The sequence below is a fragment of the [Empedobacter] haloabium genome, from assembly GCA_008011715.2.
Classification (GTDB): Bacteria; Pseudomonadota; Gammaproteobacteria; order Burkholderiales; family Burkholderiaceae_D; genus Rugamonas; species Rugamonas haloabia.
Map to the genome: position 1 here is coordinate 2,900,203 of CP136508.1, position 18,609 is coordinate 2,918,811.

13 protein-coding genes are annotated in these 18,609 nt (G+C 70.2%); 9 read left to right on the forward strand and 4 right to left on the reverse strand.

Going from position 1 to position 18,609, the window contains the following annotated elements; genetic code table 11:
• Nucleotide 1 precedes the first annotated feature (1 nt).
• The 6 genes from E7V67_012735 (at nucleotide 2) to E7V67_012760 (ending at nucleotide 6,443) form a co-directional block, all read left to right on the forward strand.
• Entirely contained in the window at nucleotides 2-793 is a 792-nt protein-coding gene (locus E7V67_012735) for an enoyl-CoA hydratase/isomerase family protein (protein ID WUR15929.1), read from the forward strand.
• A complete protein-coding gene (locus E7V67_012740) occupies nucleotides 793-1,353 on the forward strand; it encodes a thioesterase family protein (protein WUR15930.1) in 561 nt (186 codons plus the stop codon). The genes E7V67_012735 and E7V67_012740 overlap by 1 nt, the downstream gene beginning before the upstream one ends.
• Entirely contained in the window at nucleotides 1,350-2,630 is a 1,281-nt protein-coding gene (locus E7V67_012745; protein WUR15931.1) for an FAD-dependent oxidoreductase, read from the forward strand. The genes E7V67_012740 and E7V67_012745 overlap by 4 nt, the downstream gene beginning before the upstream one ends.
• A 64-nt stretch (nucleotides 2,631-2,694) precedes the next feature.
• Nucleotides 2,695-5,022 carry an ATP-binding protein gene (locus E7V67_012750; protein ID WUR15932.1) on the forward strand — a complete coding sequence of 776 codons (2,328 nt, stop codon included), beginning with the start codon at nucleotides 2,695-2,697 and terminating at the stop codon, nucleotides 5,020-5,022.
• A gap of 112 nt (nucleotides 5,023-5,134) precedes the next feature.
• Entirely contained in the window at nucleotides 5,135-5,680 is a 546-nt protein-coding gene (locus E7V67_012755) for a nuclear transport factor 2 family protein (protein ID WUR15933.1), read from the forward strand.
• Nucleotides 5,681-5,744: 64 nt separating this feature from the next.
• Entirely contained in the window at nucleotides 5,745-6,443 is a 699-nt protein-coding gene (locus E7V67_012760; protein WUR15934.1) for a hypothetical protein, read from the forward strand.
• 10 nt (nucleotides 6,444-6,453) lie between these two features.
• On the opposite strand, the gene fdhD is transcribed toward E7V67_012760, so the two are convergent.
• Both fdhD and E7V67_012770 read right to left on the reverse strand, forming a co-directional pair.
• Nucleotides 6,454-7,308: a formate dehydrogenase accessory sulfurtransferase FdhD gene (gene fdhD, locus E7V67_012765; GenBank protein WUR15935.1), complete on the reverse strand. Its 855-nt coding sequence runs from the start codon at nucleotides 7,306-7,308 to the stop codon at nucleotides 6,454-6,456.
• Nucleotides 7,305-9,611: an FdhF/YdeP family oxidoreductase gene (locus E7V67_012770; protein WUR15936.1), complete on the reverse strand. Its 2,307-nt coding sequence runs from the start codon at nucleotides 9,609-9,611 to the stop codon at nucleotides 7,305-7,307. The genes fdhD and E7V67_012770 overlap by 4 nt, the downstream gene beginning before the upstream one ends.
• A 164-nt stretch (nucleotides 9,612-9,775) precedes the next feature.
• On the opposite strand from E7V67_012770, the gene E7V67_012775 reads away from it, so the two are divergent.
• Nucleotides 9,776-10,603, forward strand: coding sequence for a hypothetical protein (locus E7V67_012775; protein ID WUR15937.1), 828 nt, complete (start codon nucleotides 9,776-9,778; stop codon nucleotides 10,601-10,603).
• Nucleotides 10,604-10,686: 83 nt separating this feature from the next.
• On the opposite strand, the gene E7V67_012780 is transcribed toward E7V67_012775, so the two are convergent.
• Both E7V67_012780 and E7V67_012785 read right to left on the reverse strand, forming a co-directional pair.
• On the reverse strand, nucleotides 10,687-11,157 hold the full coding sequence (locus E7V67_012780) for a DUF1854 domain-containing protein (protein ID WUR15938.1): 471 nt from the start codon (nucleotides 11,155-11,157) through the stop codon (nucleotides 10,687-10,689).
• On the reverse strand, nucleotides 11,144-13,429 hold the full coding sequence (locus E7V67_012785; protein ID WUR15939.1) for an ABC transporter ATP-binding protein: 2,286 nt from the start codon (nucleotides 13,427-13,429) through the stop codon (nucleotides 11,144-11,146). Before E7V67_012785 ends, E7V67_012780 begins: the two co-directional genes overlap by 14 nt.
• 241 nt (nucleotides 13,430-13,670) lie before the next feature.
• Here E7V67_012785 and cphA (E7V67_012790) point away from each other — a divergent pair, with 241 nt between their 5' ends.
• Together cphA (E7V67_012790) and cphA (E7V67_012795) are read left to right on the forward strand one after the other, a co-directional pair.
• A complete protein-coding gene (gene cphA, locus E7V67_012790) occupies nucleotides 13,671-15,851 on the forward strand; it encodes a cyanophycin synthetase (GenBank protein ID WUR15940.1) in 2,181 nt (726 codons plus the stop codon).
• A 41-nt stretch (nucleotides 15,852-15,892) separates the two neighbouring features.
• Nucleotides 15,893-18,463 (forward strand): cyanophycin synthetase, encoded by a 2,571-nt coding sequence (gene cphA / locus E7V67_012795; protein ID WUR15941.1) that lies wholly within the window; start codon nucleotides 15,893-15,895, stop codon nucleotides 18,461-18,463.
• Nucleotides 18,464-18,609: the final 146 nt, after the last annotated feature.

Sequence of the window (18,609 nt, forward strand, 5' to 3'; positions counted from 1 at the left end):
CATGCTCGACATCCTTGCCCACGATGCCAGCATCACCGAGCTGCGCATCGCCCGTCCTCCCATCAACCTGATCGACGTCGGCGTGCTGCGCGCGCTGCGCCAGGCGCTGGCCCAGGCCCGCGACAGCGGCCAGCGCGGCGTGCTGCTGTCCGGCGCGCCCGGCGTCTTCTCGGCCGGCGTGGACATTGCCGCTTTACTCGAAGGCGACCGTGCCGACGTGCGCGAGTACTGGCAGCAGGTGTTCCTGCTGGCGGCCGAGATGGCGCGCTCGCCGGTGCCGATCTTCGCGGCCGTCACCGGCCACTGCATGGCCGCCGGCGCGCTGCTGGCCGTGTTCTGCGACTACCGGGTCATGGCGCGCGGCGCCTGGCACGTGGGCCTGAACGAAGTACGGGTCGGCGTCGCGCTGCCGGAGTGCTTCCATTACGCGGTGCGCCGCGTGGTGGGGGCGCTGAACGCCGAGCGGCTGCTGGTGTTCGGGCGCATGCTCGACCCGGTCCAGGCGCTGGACATGGGACTGGTGGACGAACTGGCCGACCCGGCCCTGGTGGTCGACACTGCCGCCAGCCGCCTGCGCGAGTTGCTGGCCTTGCCGCGCCGCGGCATGTTCGAAACGCGCGCCATCGCCCGCAACGACCTGGCCAGCCAGTTCGCCGACATCGACGCGCTGCCGCTGGAGGCGTTCGTGGACGCGTTCCTGCAGCCGGAGACACAGGCCGTGCTGCGTCATGTCGCCGGTCACGCGCGGCGCACCGCCCCGGCCCCGGCGGCGGCCGAACCGGTCGCCGGCTGATGAACCTGTACTGGCGCCTGCTGCTGGTCTGGCTGGGTGCGCGGCGCAAGCCGCGCATCCGGCTGGGCGACACCATCGAGCTGCGCCTGACGGTGCTGCCGAACGACCTGGATCTGAACGGCCACATGAACAACGGGCGCTACCTGACCATCGTCGACCTGGCGCTGGTCGAGTACATGACGCGGGCCGGCTTCGTCGGGCCGGCGCTGCGCCGGCGCTGGCGACCGATGATGACGGGCTCGATGATCGCCTTCCGGCGTGCCCTCAAGCCGCTGCGGCGCTATACGCTGCGCTTCGCCATCGACTGCTGGGACGAACGCTGGGCCTACGTGCGCTTCGAGTTCGTGCACGATGGCCGGGTGGTGGCTTCCGGCCATGGGCGCGGCGGCATCGTCGGGCCGCAGGGCGTGGTCGGCAGCGCGGAAATGTGCCGCGTGCTGGGCGCCGATCCCGTTTCGCCGCCGGTGCCGGCGCCGCTGGCGGCATGGATCGAGGCCGACCGGCTGCTGCGCGCCGTGCAGGAAACCGCGACACCCATCGCACAACAGGAGATTGCATGAAACGCAGCGATCCGATCGCCGTCGTCGGCGCCGGCCCGGCCGGGCTGTGCGCGGCCGACACCCTGGCCCAGCTGGGGTATGCCAACGTTACCGTGTTCGAGGCCAATGAGCGGGTCGGTGGCAAGGTCTGCTCCGTGCCCACGCCCGCCGGCATCGTCGAGATGGGCGCCGTGCTGGCTTCGAGCGAGTGCGACCTGGTACTGGGGCTGGCGCGCCGCTTCGACATCCCCTACGCGGCCTATCCGGTGCCGCAGCACTACCTGGACGAGCATGGCCGGCGCCACGATGCCGCCGGCTTCCTGGCCAGCCGCTACGACGCTGCGACCATCGCCCGGGCCATCGCGGCCTATGCCGATGCGCTGGCGCGTTGCGCGGCCTTGAACGACAGCGACCTCTCGTCGATCGACGGCGACCTGCAGCTGCCGTTCGAGCGCTACGCCGCGTTGCACGGCTTCGCCCCGGTGGCGGAGCTGGCCCGTGGCGCGCTGGTCGGTTTCGGCTACGGCTACTACGACACCGTGCCGGCCTGCTATTACATGAAGCTGATCGGCTGGCTGCTGCGACCGGACGGGCAGGGCGGCTTGCGCCCGGGCGAGTTCTTCATGTTCCCGCAAGGCTTCCAGGGCCTGTGGGAAGCGCTGGCGCGGGAGCTGGACGTGCGCCTCGGCACGCCCGTGACGGCGCTGCGGCGCGCGGCCGACGGCGGCGTGCGGATCACGGCCGGGGGCGTGGAACAAGCCTACGCGGCCGCGATCGTGGCCGCGCCGCTGCACACGGCGGGCTCGTTCGTGGCGCTGAGCGATGCCGAACGCGTGCTGTTCGGCCAGTTGCGCAGCCACCGCTACGTCGTCAGCGCATTCGCCGCCAGCGGTCTGGCCACCGGCGAGTTCCTGTTCCTGCACGAGAACGAGGTGGCCGCGCGCTGCGGCCATATGAACGCCTGGGCCAACCGCAACCCGGCGCTGCCGATGTACCTGGGCTGGCAGCTGGCGCCGCGCGCCGCCTCGGCGCAGGCGCTCACGGCGCTGCTGGCCGACGACATCGCGCGCCAGGGCGGGCGCCTGGAACGGGTGGCACTGCGCCAGGAATGGGACTACTTCCCGCACGTGGACGATACCGCGCTGGGCCAGCGTTTCTTCGAGCGGGTCGCGGCGCTGCAGGGCGACGGGCAGGTGTGGTACGTGGGCGGCGCCTTGCATTTCGAGACCGTCGAGCACAGTGCGCGCCAGGCCCGCGCGCTGGTGCGGCGCGCCTTCGACCGGGCCGCGCACGCCTGAGCGCGCGGGCGCCGGGGCGGCGCGGTACAATCTCTCCAACGGAATCGGCCTGGAGAGCTGCCGTATGTTCAGAAATCGCGGCCTGCTGCGCGCACTGGCCGAGCTGTCCCCGCGCGCCCGCTATGCCTGGGCCGTGCTGCTGGCCCTGGTCGTACTGGCTGGCCAGATGCTGCTGCGCAGCGTGGACGAGGGGCGAGTCCCGTTCCTGCTCTTCAATCCCGCCATCGTGTTCGCGGCCGCCGCGTTCGGCAGCGCGCCGGCACTGCTCGTGTATGGCGCCGGGCTGCTGTTCGGCCTGCACGTGTTCGCGCCCGCCGCGCTGTTGCACGCCGGTCCGGACCGGGCCGCGCTGCTGGCTTACGCGATGATGGGCTTCGTCTACATCTACCTGGGCCAGCTGGGACGCATTTACGCCGGGCGTGCGCTGCGGGCCGAGCACCAGCTGGTCGCCGACCGGCTGGCCGAGAGCGAGGCGCGGCACACCTATCTGCACGAGCTGCTGCTGCAGGCACCGGGCTTCGTGGCCGTGCTGCGCGGGCCGGAGCACATCATCGAACTGACCAACGATGCGTTCGACGAACTGGTGGGCCGGCGCGACCTGACCGGGCACGCCTTCCGCGCCGCCGTGCCGGAGCTGGCCGGGCAGGCGCTGATGGCGCACCTGGACGAGGCCTTCCGCACCGGCGGCCGCTACAGCGCCCGCGACACCGAAGTGCTGGTGCGCCCCGGCCCGGGCTACGTGCCGCAGCCCCGTTTCATCGATTTCGCCCTGCAACCGACGACCGGCGGCGCCGCCGTCACGGGCGTGTTCATCGCCGGGGTCGACGTCACCGCGCGCAAGCTGGCGCGCGACGCGCTGCTGCTGAACGAGGAACGCCTGAAGGACGGCCTGCAGGCCGCGCGCATGGCCGTATGGGACTGGGACCTGCATACCGACCAGGTGGATTTTTCCGACAGCGCGGTCGCGATCTTCGGGGCCAGCCTGGACGAGCTGCGCCAGCCCTGGCACCTGCTGCATCCGGACGATGTGCCGCGCCTGCGGCTGGCGCGCGAGCGCGCCCTGGCCGAGCGCGGCACGTACCTCGAAACCGTGCGGGCGCGCCGGGCCGATACCGGCGCCGAACTGTGGATCGAGGTGCGCGGCCGCGTGCTGGTGGACCAGGCGGGAATGCCGCGCACCTTGCGCGGCGTGACGATCGACGTGACCCTGCGTCATGTGGCCGAGCTGGGGCTGCGCGAGGCGGAGCGGCGCAAGGACGAATTCCTGGCCATGCTGGCGCACGAGCTGCGCAATCCGCTGGCGCCGATCAGCGCTGCCGCCGCGATGCTGCAGCATCGCGGCGTCACGCCGGCGCAGGTGGAGCAGGCCAGCGCCATCATCGGCCGTCAGGCCGCGCACATGGTGCGGCTGGTGGACGACCTGCTCGACGCGGCCCGCATCAGCCGTGGCAAGGTGGAGCTGCGTTACGAGCCGTTCGACCTGGCCTTGTCGGTCGAGGATGCGATCGAGCAGGTGCGCCCGCTGCTGGAGCGCAAGGGCCATGTGCTGACGGTGCGGCGCCCGTCACAGGCGCTGCCGGTCGACGGCGACCGCGCCCGCCTGACGCAGGTGGTGGCCAACCTGCTGAACAACGCGGCCCGCTACACGCCCGACGGCGGCGCCATCGACGTCACGCTGGCCGCCAGCGGCAGCAGCGTGCGCGTGACGGTCAGCGACAACGGCTGCGGCATCGCGCCGGCGCTGCTGCCCGGCGTGTTCGAGCTGTTCACGCAGGGCCAGCGCAGCCGCGACCGCACCCAGGGTGGACTGGGCATCGGCCTGGCCATCGTGCATGGCCTCGTGCGCATGCATGGCGGCCGTGTCGCCGCCTACAGCGACGGCCCCGGGCAGGGTGCGCGCTTCGAGGTGACCTTGCCGCTGGCGCCGCCACAAGCGAACCAGGCGCCGCTCGCGGCGGGCGACGCGCCGGCTGCGGCCGGCCATCGCGAGGTGCTGCCGGACGGCATGACGGTGCTGGTGGTGGACGACAACCGGGACGCGGCCGATACGCTGGCGGCGCTGCTGCGAAGCCACGGCGTGCACTGCGTCGTCGAATACGGCGCCGCGGCGGCGTTGCAGCGTGCCATGCGCGAGCGCCCGCGTGTATGCATTCTCGATATCGGCCTGCCGGACATGGACGGCATCGAACTGGCGCGCCAGCTGCGCGCGCGCCAGGACGGGCCGCTGCTGCTGGTCGCGCAGTCCGGTTATGGCCAGGCGCACGACCGCGCCGCCGGCCTGGCGGCCGGCTTCGATCACTACTTCGTCAAGCCCGTGCCGGTGGGCTCCCTGCTGGCTGTGCTGGCGCAGGCGTTGCAGCCGGGTGCGGCGCCCGCGCTGGCGGCGTCCTGAGCGGCTGCGCGGCCCGGCGCACGGTTGCGCGGCGCGCGACGCCGCGTTGACTGCGCAGTACAATGCCCGCAAGGCGGGCCGGACCGGCTTCGTCCGCCAGGAGGGAAGCGCCATGGCGCCGTCGCACGCAATGCCGTTCTTGCTGTACCGTGCCGCGCGCTGCGCGTCGCTGCTGCTCGCCGTCGCGCTGTGCACCGGGGCCAGCCGGCTGGTTCGCCCGCCGGTGCTGGATGCGCCGGTCGCCTCGGGAGCAAACCAGGCCGGGCCGAATGCCGCGGCCCTGGACGCCGTCTGGGCAGTCGAGCAGGAATGGCTGCAGGCGATGCGGCGCGGCGACACCGCCGTGCTGCGGCGGCTCTTGTCCAGCGACCATATCCATGTCGGCACCAACGGCCGCCTGCGCCACAAGTCCGAGCTGCTGCTGGCCTTGCAGCGCGGCCAGGTGCGCTTCCTGACCTACGACGTGACCAGTTACGACATCCGCATCACGGGCACGGCCGCCATCGTCAGCGGCACTTACCACGCGCAGCTCGAGCGCCTGGGCGTGCGCGAGATCTCGCAGGGACGCTACCTGCGCGTCTGGGTGCGCGACGAGAACGGCTGGCGCCTGACGGCGCACCAGTTGACGGCCGGCACGGTGCCGCGCGGCCGCCCATGACGGGGTCGCGCACGCTTGGCGCAGCGCGTTGCAGTGGCGGGCCGATCAATGACATACTGCCAACATGGACTCCGCCGCTACCCCTGCCGCAACCCCTGAAACCAGCGCTGCAACCACCCCTGGAGCCACCCGGGCTGGCAGCGCCGCCGACGCGCGCGTCGAAGCCGCCGCCTGCGCGCCGCCGGACCCGCTCCAGCTGGCCCGGCAGCGCCGCCGCGCCATCTGGCTGGCCGGCACGCTGGCGGCACTGGCCGTGGCCGGCAGTGCCGCCTGGCTGGTCAACGTGGTGACGACCGAGCGCACCTTGCATGCCGTGACCAGCGCGGCATTGCCCGCGTTGCCGCGCGCCCCGCAGGCAGCGCCGGCGCCGCCTGCCGGCGTTGCGGAGCAAGCGGCGGTTGCCAGCGCGGCCGCCGTCGGGGCGGGCGCGCTGGCAGCCGCGCCGGCCGTGCAAGTTCCGTCCGCACCGCCAGGACCCCCGGCACCGCCCGCGTCCGGGCCGGCGCAGCCGCCCGCCACGCCGGCCGTGAGCGCGCCGGCGGCCAGCCAGGCGGCGCGCCCGGCAGCGCGCACTGCGCAGGCACGCAAGAGCGGCAAGCGGGCGGCGGTGCGGCGGGTAACGAAGCGCACGGCGGACAGCGCGACGTTCCGGCGCTGCCCGCCGCTGGGCCAGGCCGGCGCCGTCATGTGCCGCTGGCACATCTGCAATGGCGGCGCCGGCAAGGAAGCGGCTTGCCGGCCCTACCTCGAACGCCAGCCCTGAACCGGCGCGCTCACGCCGCGCCGGCCAGCCGCTGCGGATGGGTGTACAGCACGTAGCGGTCGCCGCGCACGAAACCGGCCAGGGTGACGCCGGCACGCTCGGCCAGGCTTACCGCCAGCGCCGTGGGGGCGGACACCGCCGCCAGCAGGCCGAAGCCGGCGCGTGCCGCCTTCTGCACCATTTCGTAGCTGGCCCGGCTCGTGACGACCGCAAAGCCGCCTTGCGCCAGCATGTCGCCGCGTGCCAGCGCGCCGACCAGCTTGTCCAGCGCATTGTGGCGACCGACGTCCTCGCGCAGGAAGCGCAGCGTGCCGTCCGGCGCGGCCCAGCCGGCGGCATGGGTGCCGCCGGTGGCGTGGTGCAGGTGCTGCCGCGCGGCCAGCTGCGCCATGGCCCGTTGCAGCGCGGCCGGTTGCAGCGGGGCCGCCGCGGCCGGTGTGGGCAGGGCACGGCAGGGCGCCACGTCGGCCGTGTCGTCGCCGAAGTGCCGCAGGCTCTCGACGCCGCACAGTCCGCAGCCGGTACGGCCCGTGCGCGCGCGCCGGCTTTCCTTCAACCGCGCCAGCGCGCCCGCCGCCACCCGCATGGCGACGACGATGCCGTCGTCGGCGCGCTCGATCTCGATGTCGTACACGTCGAGCGGGTGCCGCACGATGCGTTCGCTCAGCGAGAAGCCGAGCGCGAAGTCTTCCAGGTCGGTCGGCGAGGCCAGCATGACGGCATGGCTGATGCCGTTGTACGCCAGGGCGACGGGCACCTCGTCCGGCAGCACCTCGGTGCGCGCGTCCAGGTGGCCGTCGCGCCAGCCGAGCGCCGCCAGCGCACTGGCACCGGCCGGCAGCAACTGGCGGGCATCGGCGTTCATGCCGCGCTCCCTGCGCTGCAAACGCGCTCGACCAGCACGTCGATCGATTTCGCCGCTGGCACCTTGCTCTCCTTGGCGTGGTGCCACAGCGGGATCAGCGGATTGAGCTCGGGGAAGTAGCCGGCCACGCAGCCCGCCGGGATATCGTAGCGCACCACCGTCAGGGCGCCGACCTGGCGCGGCACCCCATCGTCGCTGGCGGTGCGCACGGTCACGACGTCGCCCTCGGCCAGCGCATGGCGCGCCATGTCCGCCGGGTTCATGAACAGCACCAGGCGGCTGCCGCGCACGCCGCGGAAGCGGTCGTCCAGGCTGTAGACGGTCGTGTTGAACTGGCCATCGCTGCGCACCGTGAACAGCGTGAGCGCGCCGGGGACGCCGCGCGCCGTGTCCGGGTCGGCCGGCAGCTCCTCCGGCACGGTGAAGTTGGCCTTGCCGCTGTCGGTCTGCCAGACCCGCCGGGCGGCGGCCAGCGGCTTGCGAAAGCCGCCCGGCTGCCACATGCGCGTCTCGAAGTCGTGGAAGATGGCGGGGTAGGTTTGCGCGATGGCGGCGCGAATCGACGCGTAGTCGGCCACCCAGCCGTCCCAGTCCACCTTCGGGTTGGGTGCCAGCGTGGCCTTGGCGATGCCGGCCACGATGGCCGGCTCGGACAGCAGCGTGCCGGCCACCGGTTCGGCCATGCCGCGCGAGCCGTGCATGCAGGCCGTGCTGTCCTCAATCGTCACCGCCTGGGCCCCGCTGGCCTGGCGGTCGATCTCGATGCGGCCCAGGCAGGGCAGGATGTACGAAGCCTGGCCATGGATGACGTGATTGCGATTGAGTTTCGTGGAAATCTGCACGGTCAGCGGCAGCCGGCGCCAGGCCGCTTCCATCAGCACCGTCTCCGGCACCGCGCGCACGAAGTTGCCGCCCAGGCCGATGAACGCCTGCACCGTGCCGGCGACGATGCCCTCGCACGCCTCCACGGTGTTCATGCCTTTCTCGCGCGGCGGCTCGAAGCCGTACTGCTGGCGCAACTGGTCCAGCGGCGCCAGCTCCGGTTTTTCCGTGATGCCGACGGTGCGCTGGCCCTGCACATTGGAGTGCCCGCGCACCGGGCAGATGCCGGCCCCCGGCTTGCCCAGGTTGCCGCGCAGGAGCAGCAGGTTGACCAGCATCGCCACGTTCTGCACGCCGTTGCGGTGCTGCGTGACGCCCATGCCGTATACCGCCATCACGGCGCTGGAACGGCAGTAGACGGCGGCGGCGTCTTCCAGGGCCGCTTGCGCCAGGCCCGACTCGCGCTCGATGTCGGCCCAGGAACAGGCGCGCACGGCGGCCTCGAACGCGTCGAAGCCATGCGTGTGTTCAGCCAGGAAGGCGCTGTCCAGCACGCGCCGGCCGCCGTTGGCCAGGGCGGCGTCGTCCAGCGCCAGGATGGCCTTGCTCAGCCCCATCAGCGCGGCGGTATCGCCGCCGGCTTTCAACTGGAGGTACTGGGTGCTGATGGCCGTCTCGGCGCCCGTCAGCATCTCCAGCGGCGACTGCGGATTGGTGAAGCTGACCAGGCCGCGCTCGCGCAGCGGGTTGAACGTGATGATCGGCACCCCGCGCCGGCGCGCCGCCTGCAACTGGTGCAACATGCGCGGGCTGTTGACGCCGACGTTCTGGCCGAAGAAGAAGATGCAGTCGGTCTGCTCGAAATCGTCCAGGGTAACGGTGCCGACCGGCACGCCGATGGTCTTCTGCAGTCCGACGGACGTGCTTTCGTGGCACATGTTCGAGCTGTCCGGCAGGTTGTTGTTGCCGTACATGCGCGCCAGCAGCTGGTACAGGTACGACGTCTCGAGCGAGGCCCGGCCGGAACTGTAGAACACGACCCGGTCGCGCTGGCAGGCGCGCAGGGCGGCGCCGATCTCGGCGAAGGCGGTGTCCCAGTCGATGGGGCGGTACTTGTCGCTGGCGGCGTCCCAGCGCAGCGGCAGCGTCAACCGGCCCTGGTCTTCCAGTGCGTGATCGCTCCAGCTTTCCAGTTCCGTGACGGTGTGGCGTTCGAAGAAAGCCGCGTCGATGGCCTTGCTGGTGGTTTCCCAGGCGGTCGCCTTGGCGCCGCTCTCGCAGAATTCGAACGGATGCGGATTGGCCGGCTTGGCCCAGGCGCAGCTGACGCAGGCAAAGCCGTCCGGCTTGTTCTGGTGCGTCAGCAGGCGCGCATCCTTCAGGGGCACGCGCTGGTCCAGCAGGATGTTGGTCACTTCGCCGACCGAGCCCCAGCCGCCCGCCGGCATGGTGGCCTTCCCGATCTTCAGTTGCTCGCTCATGGGTTCTCCTCGCAGTCCAGCAGCTACCGTAACCGGCCCGGCGTACCGCCTCGGTGCGCGTGCGCACACAGGCGGCCGTGGCTTGGGACATTCCCGGGTCACCCACAAGCCCGGGCGCCGGTGCTATCATGGTCGGCTTTACAGGATTGCCAAGCAGACTACAAATGGATGACCAGAGCCAAGCGCGCGACCCGGCCGGCGCGCCGCCCGGACGGGCAACGCCGGACTTCAGCGCAGAACACCAGGCAGCCTTGCACGACGAGGCTGCGTACCTGGCCCAGCCGGAGCGGATGCTGGGCGGCGCCGAGACGCATGCCGACACGCACGCCTACACCCCCGGACTGTCACGCAAGGTGCTGTTCGGCCTGCTGGGCACCGTCGTGCTGGTGTTTGCGGCCGGCTCGGCATGGGTCGGTTACGAGGTGGCGACGGGCAGTGCCATCGACCGGCTGGGCAAGTCGGTGACGCCGGCCGCGGGCCCGGCCACGCTGCCGGCGCCGGTTGCGCCAGCCGGTGCCATGACCGGCACGCCTGCCGCCGCGCCGCTGACTGAGCCATCCGGGTCCGGTCTGCTGCCGCCGGAACTGGCGGCCGGGCCGACCGCGCCGCCGGCACTGCCGTCGGCCGAAGAGCTGCTGGCCGGGCCGAAGAAGCCGGACGCGCTGTTGCCGGCGCCGGCCGCGCTGACGCGCGACCTGCCGGACTGGCTGGTGATCGAAGTGGGTGGCGCGGCCCGGGCCAAGCCGCAGATGCCGCCCGCATCCGCTGCTCCGGCGCCCGCGCTCGCGCAGACGTCCGGCGGCTCGGCGGACGAGACGGCCGCGCCCGCGGCCAAGGCACCGGCCGCCCCGCGCCGCGCAGCGCAGGAACGCGCCTCGTCGGTATTCGCGCGCTGCCCGAAGCCGGGGGAATCCGGCGCCGTCGAGTGCCGCCGCGCGGTATGCAGCGGCGCCGCGCGCAAGCAGGCCGTCTGCTCCGCCTATACTGGCTGAAATCACCGGTGACAGGCACCTATCCGCGGGTCGGAGACCCGCGGATAGGTGCCTGTCACCATGGGTTCAAGCATCCGGCGCCGTTAAAGGAACCGGTCCAGGATCTTCTTGCTGTGCTTGTCCAGGCCGTACTGGTCGCGGATCAGGAAATGGATGCCATGCGTGTCCGACACCAGCAGGGCCGTCGCGCCGATGCGGCGGATGTCTTCCTCACCGCGCAGCACGAATTGCGTTCTGCCACGATTCGTCTCCACCGTCCACGTGCATGGCGTGGCGAAACTCGTCACATCGACGATGCGAGCGATCTCCGGCATGAACTCGCGCCCCGCCAGCTCCTCGCGCACCAGCGCCGCGATCGGCGCCGGCAGGTCGTCCACCCGGTCGATCCAGGCCACTTCCTTGCCGTCCGTGTTGACCAGGGCCAGGCCTTCGTCCGGCGCCTGCACGGGGAAGGCGCGCACCGGCGAGACGTGGTGGTGCACGGTGCCGGCGGCGTCGGTCAGGTTCAGGCGCCCGAAGGCGTCGCGTTCCAGTTGAAAATCAATTGTCGTCATGGCGTTTCGTGTTGTTGTCGTCCAGGTCGGTGTCGACGTTGCGGGCCTGCGCCTCGTACAGGCGGTAATAGGCGCCTTGCTTGGCCATCAGCTCCTCGTGCGGGCCTTCCTCGACCACTTTGCCGCGGTCCATCACGACCAGGCGGTTGGCACGCTGCAGGGTGGACAGGCGGTGCGCGATGGCGATCGTGGTGCGGCCGGCCACCAGGTTGTCCAGCGCCTTCTGGATCTCTTTTTCCGTTTCCGAGTCGACCGAGGCCGTGGCTTCGTCCAGGATCAGGATCTTCGGATCGATCAGCAGGGCGCGGGCGATCGAGATGCGCTGGCGTTCGCCGCCGGACAGGCCCTGGCCCCGTTCGCCCACCATCGAGTCGTAGCCCTGCGGCAGGCGCAGGATGAAGTCGTGCGCATGGGCGGCGCGGGCCGCCGCCATGATCTGGGCGCGCGTCGCATCCGGCTTGCCGTAGGCGATGTTCTCGGCGATGGTGCCGAAGAACAGGAAGGGCTCCTGCAGCACCAGGCCGATGTTGCGGCGGTAGTCCGATACGGCGAACGAGCGGATGTCCACGCCGTCCAGCAGAATCGCGCCTTCGGCCACGTCGTAGAAGCGGCAGATCAGGTTGACCAGCGTGGACTTGCCGGAGCCGCTGTGGCCCACCAGGCCGATCATCTCGCCGGCCTTGATGTCCAGGTTGACGCCGCGGTTGACCGCGCGGTTGCCGTAGCGGAAGCCCACTTCGCGCAAGGTGATGTTGCCCTCGATCTTGCCGACCTTGACCGGGTTGGCCGGCTCCGGCACGGAGGACACGTGGTCCAGGATGTCGAAGATGCGCTTGGCGGCCGAGGCCGACTTCTGCGTCACCGAGACGATCCGGCTCATCGAATCGAGGCGGCCGTAGAAGCGGCTGGAATAGGTCAGGAACGCCGTCAGCACGCCGACGGTGATGTGCGACTTCGACACCTGCCAGATGCCGAACACGTAGATCACCAGCAGGCCGATCTCGGTCAGGAACGAGACCGTGGGCGAGAACAGCGACCACACCTTGTTGAGCCGGTCGTTGACGGCCAGGTTGTGCTTGTTCGCCACACGGAAGCGGTTGGCCTCGCGCGTTTCCTGCGCGAAGGCCTTGACGACGCGGATGCCGGGGATGGTGTCGGCCAGCACGTTGGTCACCTCGCCCCACACGCGGTCGATCTTCTCGAAGCCGGTGCGCAGCCTGTCGCGCACCAGGTGGATCAGCCAGGCGATGAACGGCAGCGGCACCAGCGTGACCATCGCCAGCCATGGATCGATCGAGAACAGGATCACGCCCGTCATGATGATCATCAGGCAGTCGGAGGCGAAGTCGAGCAGGTGCAGCGACAGGAACACGCAGATGCGGTCGCTCTCGCTGCCGATGCGCGACATCAGGTCGCCGGTGCGCTTGCCGCCGAAGTATTCCAGCGACAGCCGCAGCAGGTGTTCGTAGGTGGTGGTGCGCAGGTCGGCGCCGATCCGCTCCGACACCAGGGCCAGCACATAGGTCTTGCCCCAACCGAGGATCCAGGCCAGCACGGCCGCGCCCAGCAGGCCGGACATGTACAGCATGACCAGCTCCGTGTTGACCGGCTGGCCGTTCTGGTACGGGATCAGCACGTTGTCCATCAACGGCATCGACAGATAGGGCGGAATCATGTGCGCGCCGGTCGACAGCAGCATCAGGGTGAAACCGCCCAGCAGCGCCCAGCGGTAGGGGTGGGCGAAGCGCCACAGCCGGAACAGGGTCCAGGTGGACGGCGGCGTGTGCACGACTTTCGTGCAGATCGGGCATTCGTCCTGGTCCGCTTCCAGCGGCGCCTTGCAGGTCGGGCAGGCGTGTTCCTCGACGCACACGGGGGCGACCCCCGTCAGCGCCGTCTCCAGCAGGGGGCCGAACTGCTCGGTCAGGCGGATCGCATGCAGGTTCTGGCCCAGGGTGAAGCGCCAGGCGGCCAGGCGGCCCTGCGCGTCGACCAGTTCCAGGTGGCCGACGCCGGCATGGTCGTGCAGCTTGAGCGCCATGCCGGCCTTGTATGGCCAGGATTGCCAGCTGCTGGCGCCGGGCGCACGCGACAGGACACGGTGCTCCGTCAAAAGGATGATACCTTTGGCGAAATGGAGTTTCGCATCGAGGTCAACCTCCAGCGCACTCTGCACGTTTTCCCCTGGAGCAAGCTGCAATTTCGCTTCGGAATGCCAGAGTTCAGGCAGTTCGACCCGGGTCGCTCCGGCGGGAAAGTCGGTTGTTATCATTGTCGGCGGTACTCCGGTGGTTCTTTGCCAAGTGGCAAGAATGTTGATTCGGTGGGAAAATAGGGTAGTAGTAATAGGTAGTAGCTACAGCAACGGATCAGGCCCCTGTTGCGCTGACACGATTTAGCGTAGCCGAAGAGTGAACGCGGTTTATTGTATTCTTCGGCTATTCGAATAGACGATAAAGAAGAGGAAGCTCTGCTTTTGCGGAGTATACCGCAAGAGGTAGTAGAGCAAAAACATGACAAAGAAGAAAGACATCGAACTTCTCCGTGTAACATACCTGCGCGGACCGAATATCTGGACCTACCGCCCGGTCATCGAAGCCTGGCTGGATATTGGCGAGCTGGAAAACTTCCCTTCGAACAAACTGCCGGGCTTGACGGAGCGGCTGACGGCATGGCTGCCCAGCCTGGTCGAGCACCGCTGCGGCGTGGGCGAGGTGGGCGGCTTCATCGAGCGCCTGCGCGACGGCACCTATGTCGGCCACATCCTCGAGCACGTGGTGCTGGAGCTGCAGAACCTGGCCGGCATGCGCACCGGCTTCGGCAAGACGCGCCAGACCGCCGAAGGCAGCGGCATCTACAAGATGGCGTTCCGCACCCGCCAGGAGCACGTCGGCCGGCGCGCCCTGGTGCTGGGCCGCGAGCTGCTGATGGCCGCCATCGAGGACCGCCCGTTCGACTTGCCGGCCGCGGTGGCCGAGCTGACCGACATGGTCGAGCGCCTGTGCCTGGGCCCGAGCACCAACAATATCGTCGAGGCGGCCATCGACCGCAAGATTCCGCAGATCCGCCTGACCGACGGCAACCTGGTCCAGCTGGGCCATGGTGCGCGCCAGCGCCGCATCTGGACGGCCGAGACCGACAACACCAGTGCGATCGCCGAAGGCATCGCCAGCGACAAGGACATGACGAAGGACATCCTGAAGGCCTGCGGCGTGCCCGTGCCGGAAGGCGCCCTCGTCACCAGCGCCGACGAGGCCTGGGAAGAGGCGCAGGACATCGGCCTGCCGGTGGCCGTCAAGCCGTACGACGGCAACCATGGCCGCGGCGTGTCGCTGAACCTGTCCACCGAGGCGGACGTGCGCGCGGCCTACGACATCGCGGTGCAGCGCGGCGGCAGCGAGTCCGTCATCGTCGAGAAGTTCATCGTCGGCGACGAGCACCGCCTGCTGGTGGTCGGCCGCAAGGTCGTCGCCGCCTCGAAGGGCGAATCGCTGTGGGTCACCGGCGACGGCAAGCTGACGGTACAGGAGCTGGTGGACACGCAGATCAACACCGATCCGCGCCGCGGCACCACCGAGGAATTCCCGCTCAATATCGTCGAGCCTAAAAAATCGCAGGAAGTGCAGCTGGACCTGCAGCGCCAGGGCCTGACCCCGGACTCCGTGCCGGACGCGGGCAGGAAGGTGCTGATCCAGTTGAACGGCAACGTGGCCAATGACGTGACGGACCTGGTGCACCCGGCCGTGGCCGAGATGGCCGCGCTGGCCGCGCGCGCCGTCGGCCTGGACATCGCCGGCATCGACCTGGTGGTGCAGGACGTGTCGCAGCCGCTGGAAAGCCAGGGCGGCGCCATCATCGAAGTCAACGCCAGCCCGGGCCTGTTGGCCCACCTGAAGCCGGCCGCCGGCGGCACGCCGCGCAACGTCGGCGCCGCCATCGTCGACCAGCTGTTCGCGCCGGAAGCGGATGGCCGCATCCCGATCGTGGGCGTGTCCGGCACCCGTCACACGGCGCTGATCGCGCGCCTGACCGCGTGGCAGCTGCAGGTGTCCGGCCGCTACGTCGGCGTGGCCTGCGAGGAGGGCGTCTACCTGAACGGGCGCAAGATCGCGCGCGGGCCGCTGTCGGAATGGGAATCGGGCCAGCGCCTGCTGCTGAACAAGAACGTCGAATCGGCGGTGTTCGCCAACGGCAACCGCATGATCCTGACCGAGGGCTTCGCGTACGACCGCTGCACGGTGGGTGTCGTCACCGACACGGCCGGCCACGACAAGCTGGGCGAGTTCTACATCGACGCGCCGGAGCAGATGTTCAACGTGCTGCGCACGCAGGTGGACGTGGTGCTGCCGGACGGCGTGGCGGTGCTCAACGCGGGCGACGCGCAGGTGGCCTCGATGGCGGACCTGTGCGACGGCAGCGTGATCTTCTATGGCGTCGACGAACACGTCGAGGCGCTGGTGGCGCACCGCGCCGATGGCGGCCGCGCCGTGTTCCTGCACGCGGACGGCTTCGTGCTGGCCAACGGCGCCGACACGGTGGCCGTGCTGCCGGCCAGCTGCCTGCCGAACGACGAGGAAGAGTGCCGCGAAGCGGTGCTGGCCGCGCTGGCAACCGGCTGGGCCCTGGGCCTGTCGCCGGACCTGATCGCCGCCGCGCTGCGCACCTTCGAGTGGAAGACCCGGCGCGCGGCCTGAGCCCGCGCTGCCGATCAAGAATAACGACACAGGACGAGTACATGGAAGTCATCCGCACCCGCGCGCTGCGCGGCCCGAATCTTTGGAGCCATCACACGGCGATCGAGGCGATCGTCTCCTGCACGCCGGAGGAGCTGGCGGTCGACAAGCTGGCCGGCTTCGAAGTGCGCCTGCGCGCCCGCTTTCCCCGCATCGGCCAGTTCCAGCCGCATGGCCATGCGGACGCCGTGCCGATGGCGCACGTGCTGGAGCTGACCGCGCTGGCCCTGCAGGCCGAGGCGGGTTGCCCCGTCACGTTCAGCCGCACCACCGCCACGGTGGAACAGGGCATCTTCCAGACCGTGGTGGAATACACGGAAGAGGAAGTGGGCCTGCGCGCCGTCGAACTGGCCGAGCAGCTGATCAACGCGGCCGTGGCCGACCAGCCGTTCGACCTGACCGCCGCGCTGACCGAACTGCGCGACCTCGATGAGGACGTGCGCCTGGGCCCGAGCACCGGCGCCATCGTGCAGGCCGCCGTGGCGCGCAAGATCCCTTACCGCCGCATGACGTCCGGCTCGATGGTGGCCTTCGGCTGGGGCAGCAAGCAGCGCCGCATCCAGGCCGCCGAGATCGACGCCACCAGCGCCATCGCCGAATCGATCGCGCAGGACAAGGAACTGACGAAAAAGCTGCTGGACGCGGCCGGCGTGCCGGTACCGGTGGGCCGCTCCGTCACCAGCGCGGAAGACGCCTGGGCGGCGGCGCTGGAAATCGGCCTGCCGGTCGTCATCAAGCCGAAGGACGGCAACCAGGGCAAGGGCGTCACCGTCAACGTCACGACGGAAGAGGCGACCCACGCGGCGTATCACACGGCGCGCGAGTTCCGCGACGACATCCTGGTCGAGCGCTTCCTGGCCGGCCATGACTTCCGCCTGCTCGTCATCGGCAACAAGCTGGTGGCGGCCGCGCGGCGCGATCCGCCGCACGTGGTGGGCGACGGCAAGCACTCGGTGCGCCAGCTGGTCGACATCGTCAACGCCGACCCGCGCCGCGGCAGCGGCCATGCCACGTCGCTGACCAAGATCCGCTTCGACGACATCGCGCTGGCGCGGCTGAAGATGCAGGACCTGGACGCCGACTCGGTGCCGGCCCAGGGCCAGCGCGTCATTCTGCGCAACAACGCCAACCTGTCGACCGGCGGCAGCGCCACCGACGTGACGGACGACGTCCATCCGGAAGTGGCGGCGCGCGCGGTGGAAGCGGCGCAGATGATCGGCCTCGACATCTGCGGCGTCGACGTGGTGGTGGACAGCGTGCTGCGCCCGATCGAGGAGCAGAACGGCGGCGTGGTCGAAGTCAACGCCGCGCCTGGCCTGCGCATGCACCTGTCGCCTTCGTACGGCAAGGGCCGCCCGATCGGTGAAGCCATCATCGGCACCCTGTTCGAGGAAGGCGACGACGGCCGCATTCCCGTCATCGCCGTCACCGGCACCAACGGCAAGACGACCACCGTGCGCCTGATCGCGCACCTGGTGGCGTCCAGCGGCCTGCGCGTGGGCATGACCAATACCGATGGCGTGTACGTCAACGGCCGCCAGATCGACAGCGGCGACTGCTCCGGTCCGAAGAGCGCGCGCAACGTGCTGCAGCACCCGGACGTGGACGCGGCCGTGTTCGAGACGGCGCGCGGCGGCATCCTGCGCGAAGGCCTGGCCTTCGACCGCTGCAAGGTGGCGGTGGTGACCAATATCGGCGCCGGCGACCACCTGGGCCTGAACTACATCACCACCGTCGAGGACCTGGCGGTGCTGAAGCGCGTGATCGTGCAGAACGTGGACGAGAACGGCATGGCCGTGCTGAACGCGACCGACCCGATCGTGGCCGGCATGGCGGCCAACTGCCGCGGCAAGGTGACCTTCTTCGGCGCCGACCGCTACCATCCGGTGGTGGCCACCCATATCGCCCAGGGCCGCCGCACCGTCTACGTGGACAAGGGCGACCTGGTCGCCGTCGAGGGCAAGTTCATGGAGCGCATCGCGCTGGCGGAGGTGCCGATCACGCGCGGCGGCCAGATCGGCTTCCAGGTCGAGAACGCGATGGCCGCCGTGGCGGCCGCCTGGGGTGCCGGCATCGACTGGGCGGCCATCCGCCTTGGCCTGAAGACGTTCACCACGGACAGCCATAATGCGCCGGGACGCTTCAACGTGTTCGACTACCGCGGCGCCACCGTGATCGCCGACTACGGCCACAATCCGGACGCGATGCTGGCCCTGGTGCAGGCGGTCGAGGCGATGCCGGCCAAGCGCCGCTCGGTCGTCATCAGCGGCGCCGGCGACCGCCGCGACGAGGACATCCGCCAGCAGACCGAAATCCTGGGCAAGGCATTCGACCAGGTGGTGCTGTACCAGGACCAGTGCCAGCGTGGCCGCGCCGACGGCGAAGTGATCGCGTTGCTGCGTGAAGGACTGCGCGGCGCCAGCCGCACCAGCCAGGTCGACGAGATCAACGGCGAGTTCATCGCTATCGACACGGCGCTGGACCGGCTGCAGGAGGGCGACCTGTGCCTGATCCTGGTCGACCAGGTGGAGGAGTCGCTGGCGCATATCGCCGCGCGGATCGCGCGGGGATGATCCACGCGACGGTCACCGTTTGGGGTCTGTCCCCGCAGGGGACTGACCCCGGTTTTCCACGGTGATCGTCGATCCGGTAAAAACCGGGGTCAGTCCCGAAGGGACAGACCCCAAGCCTGAGAAGCAATCGACGGCGCACGCATGAC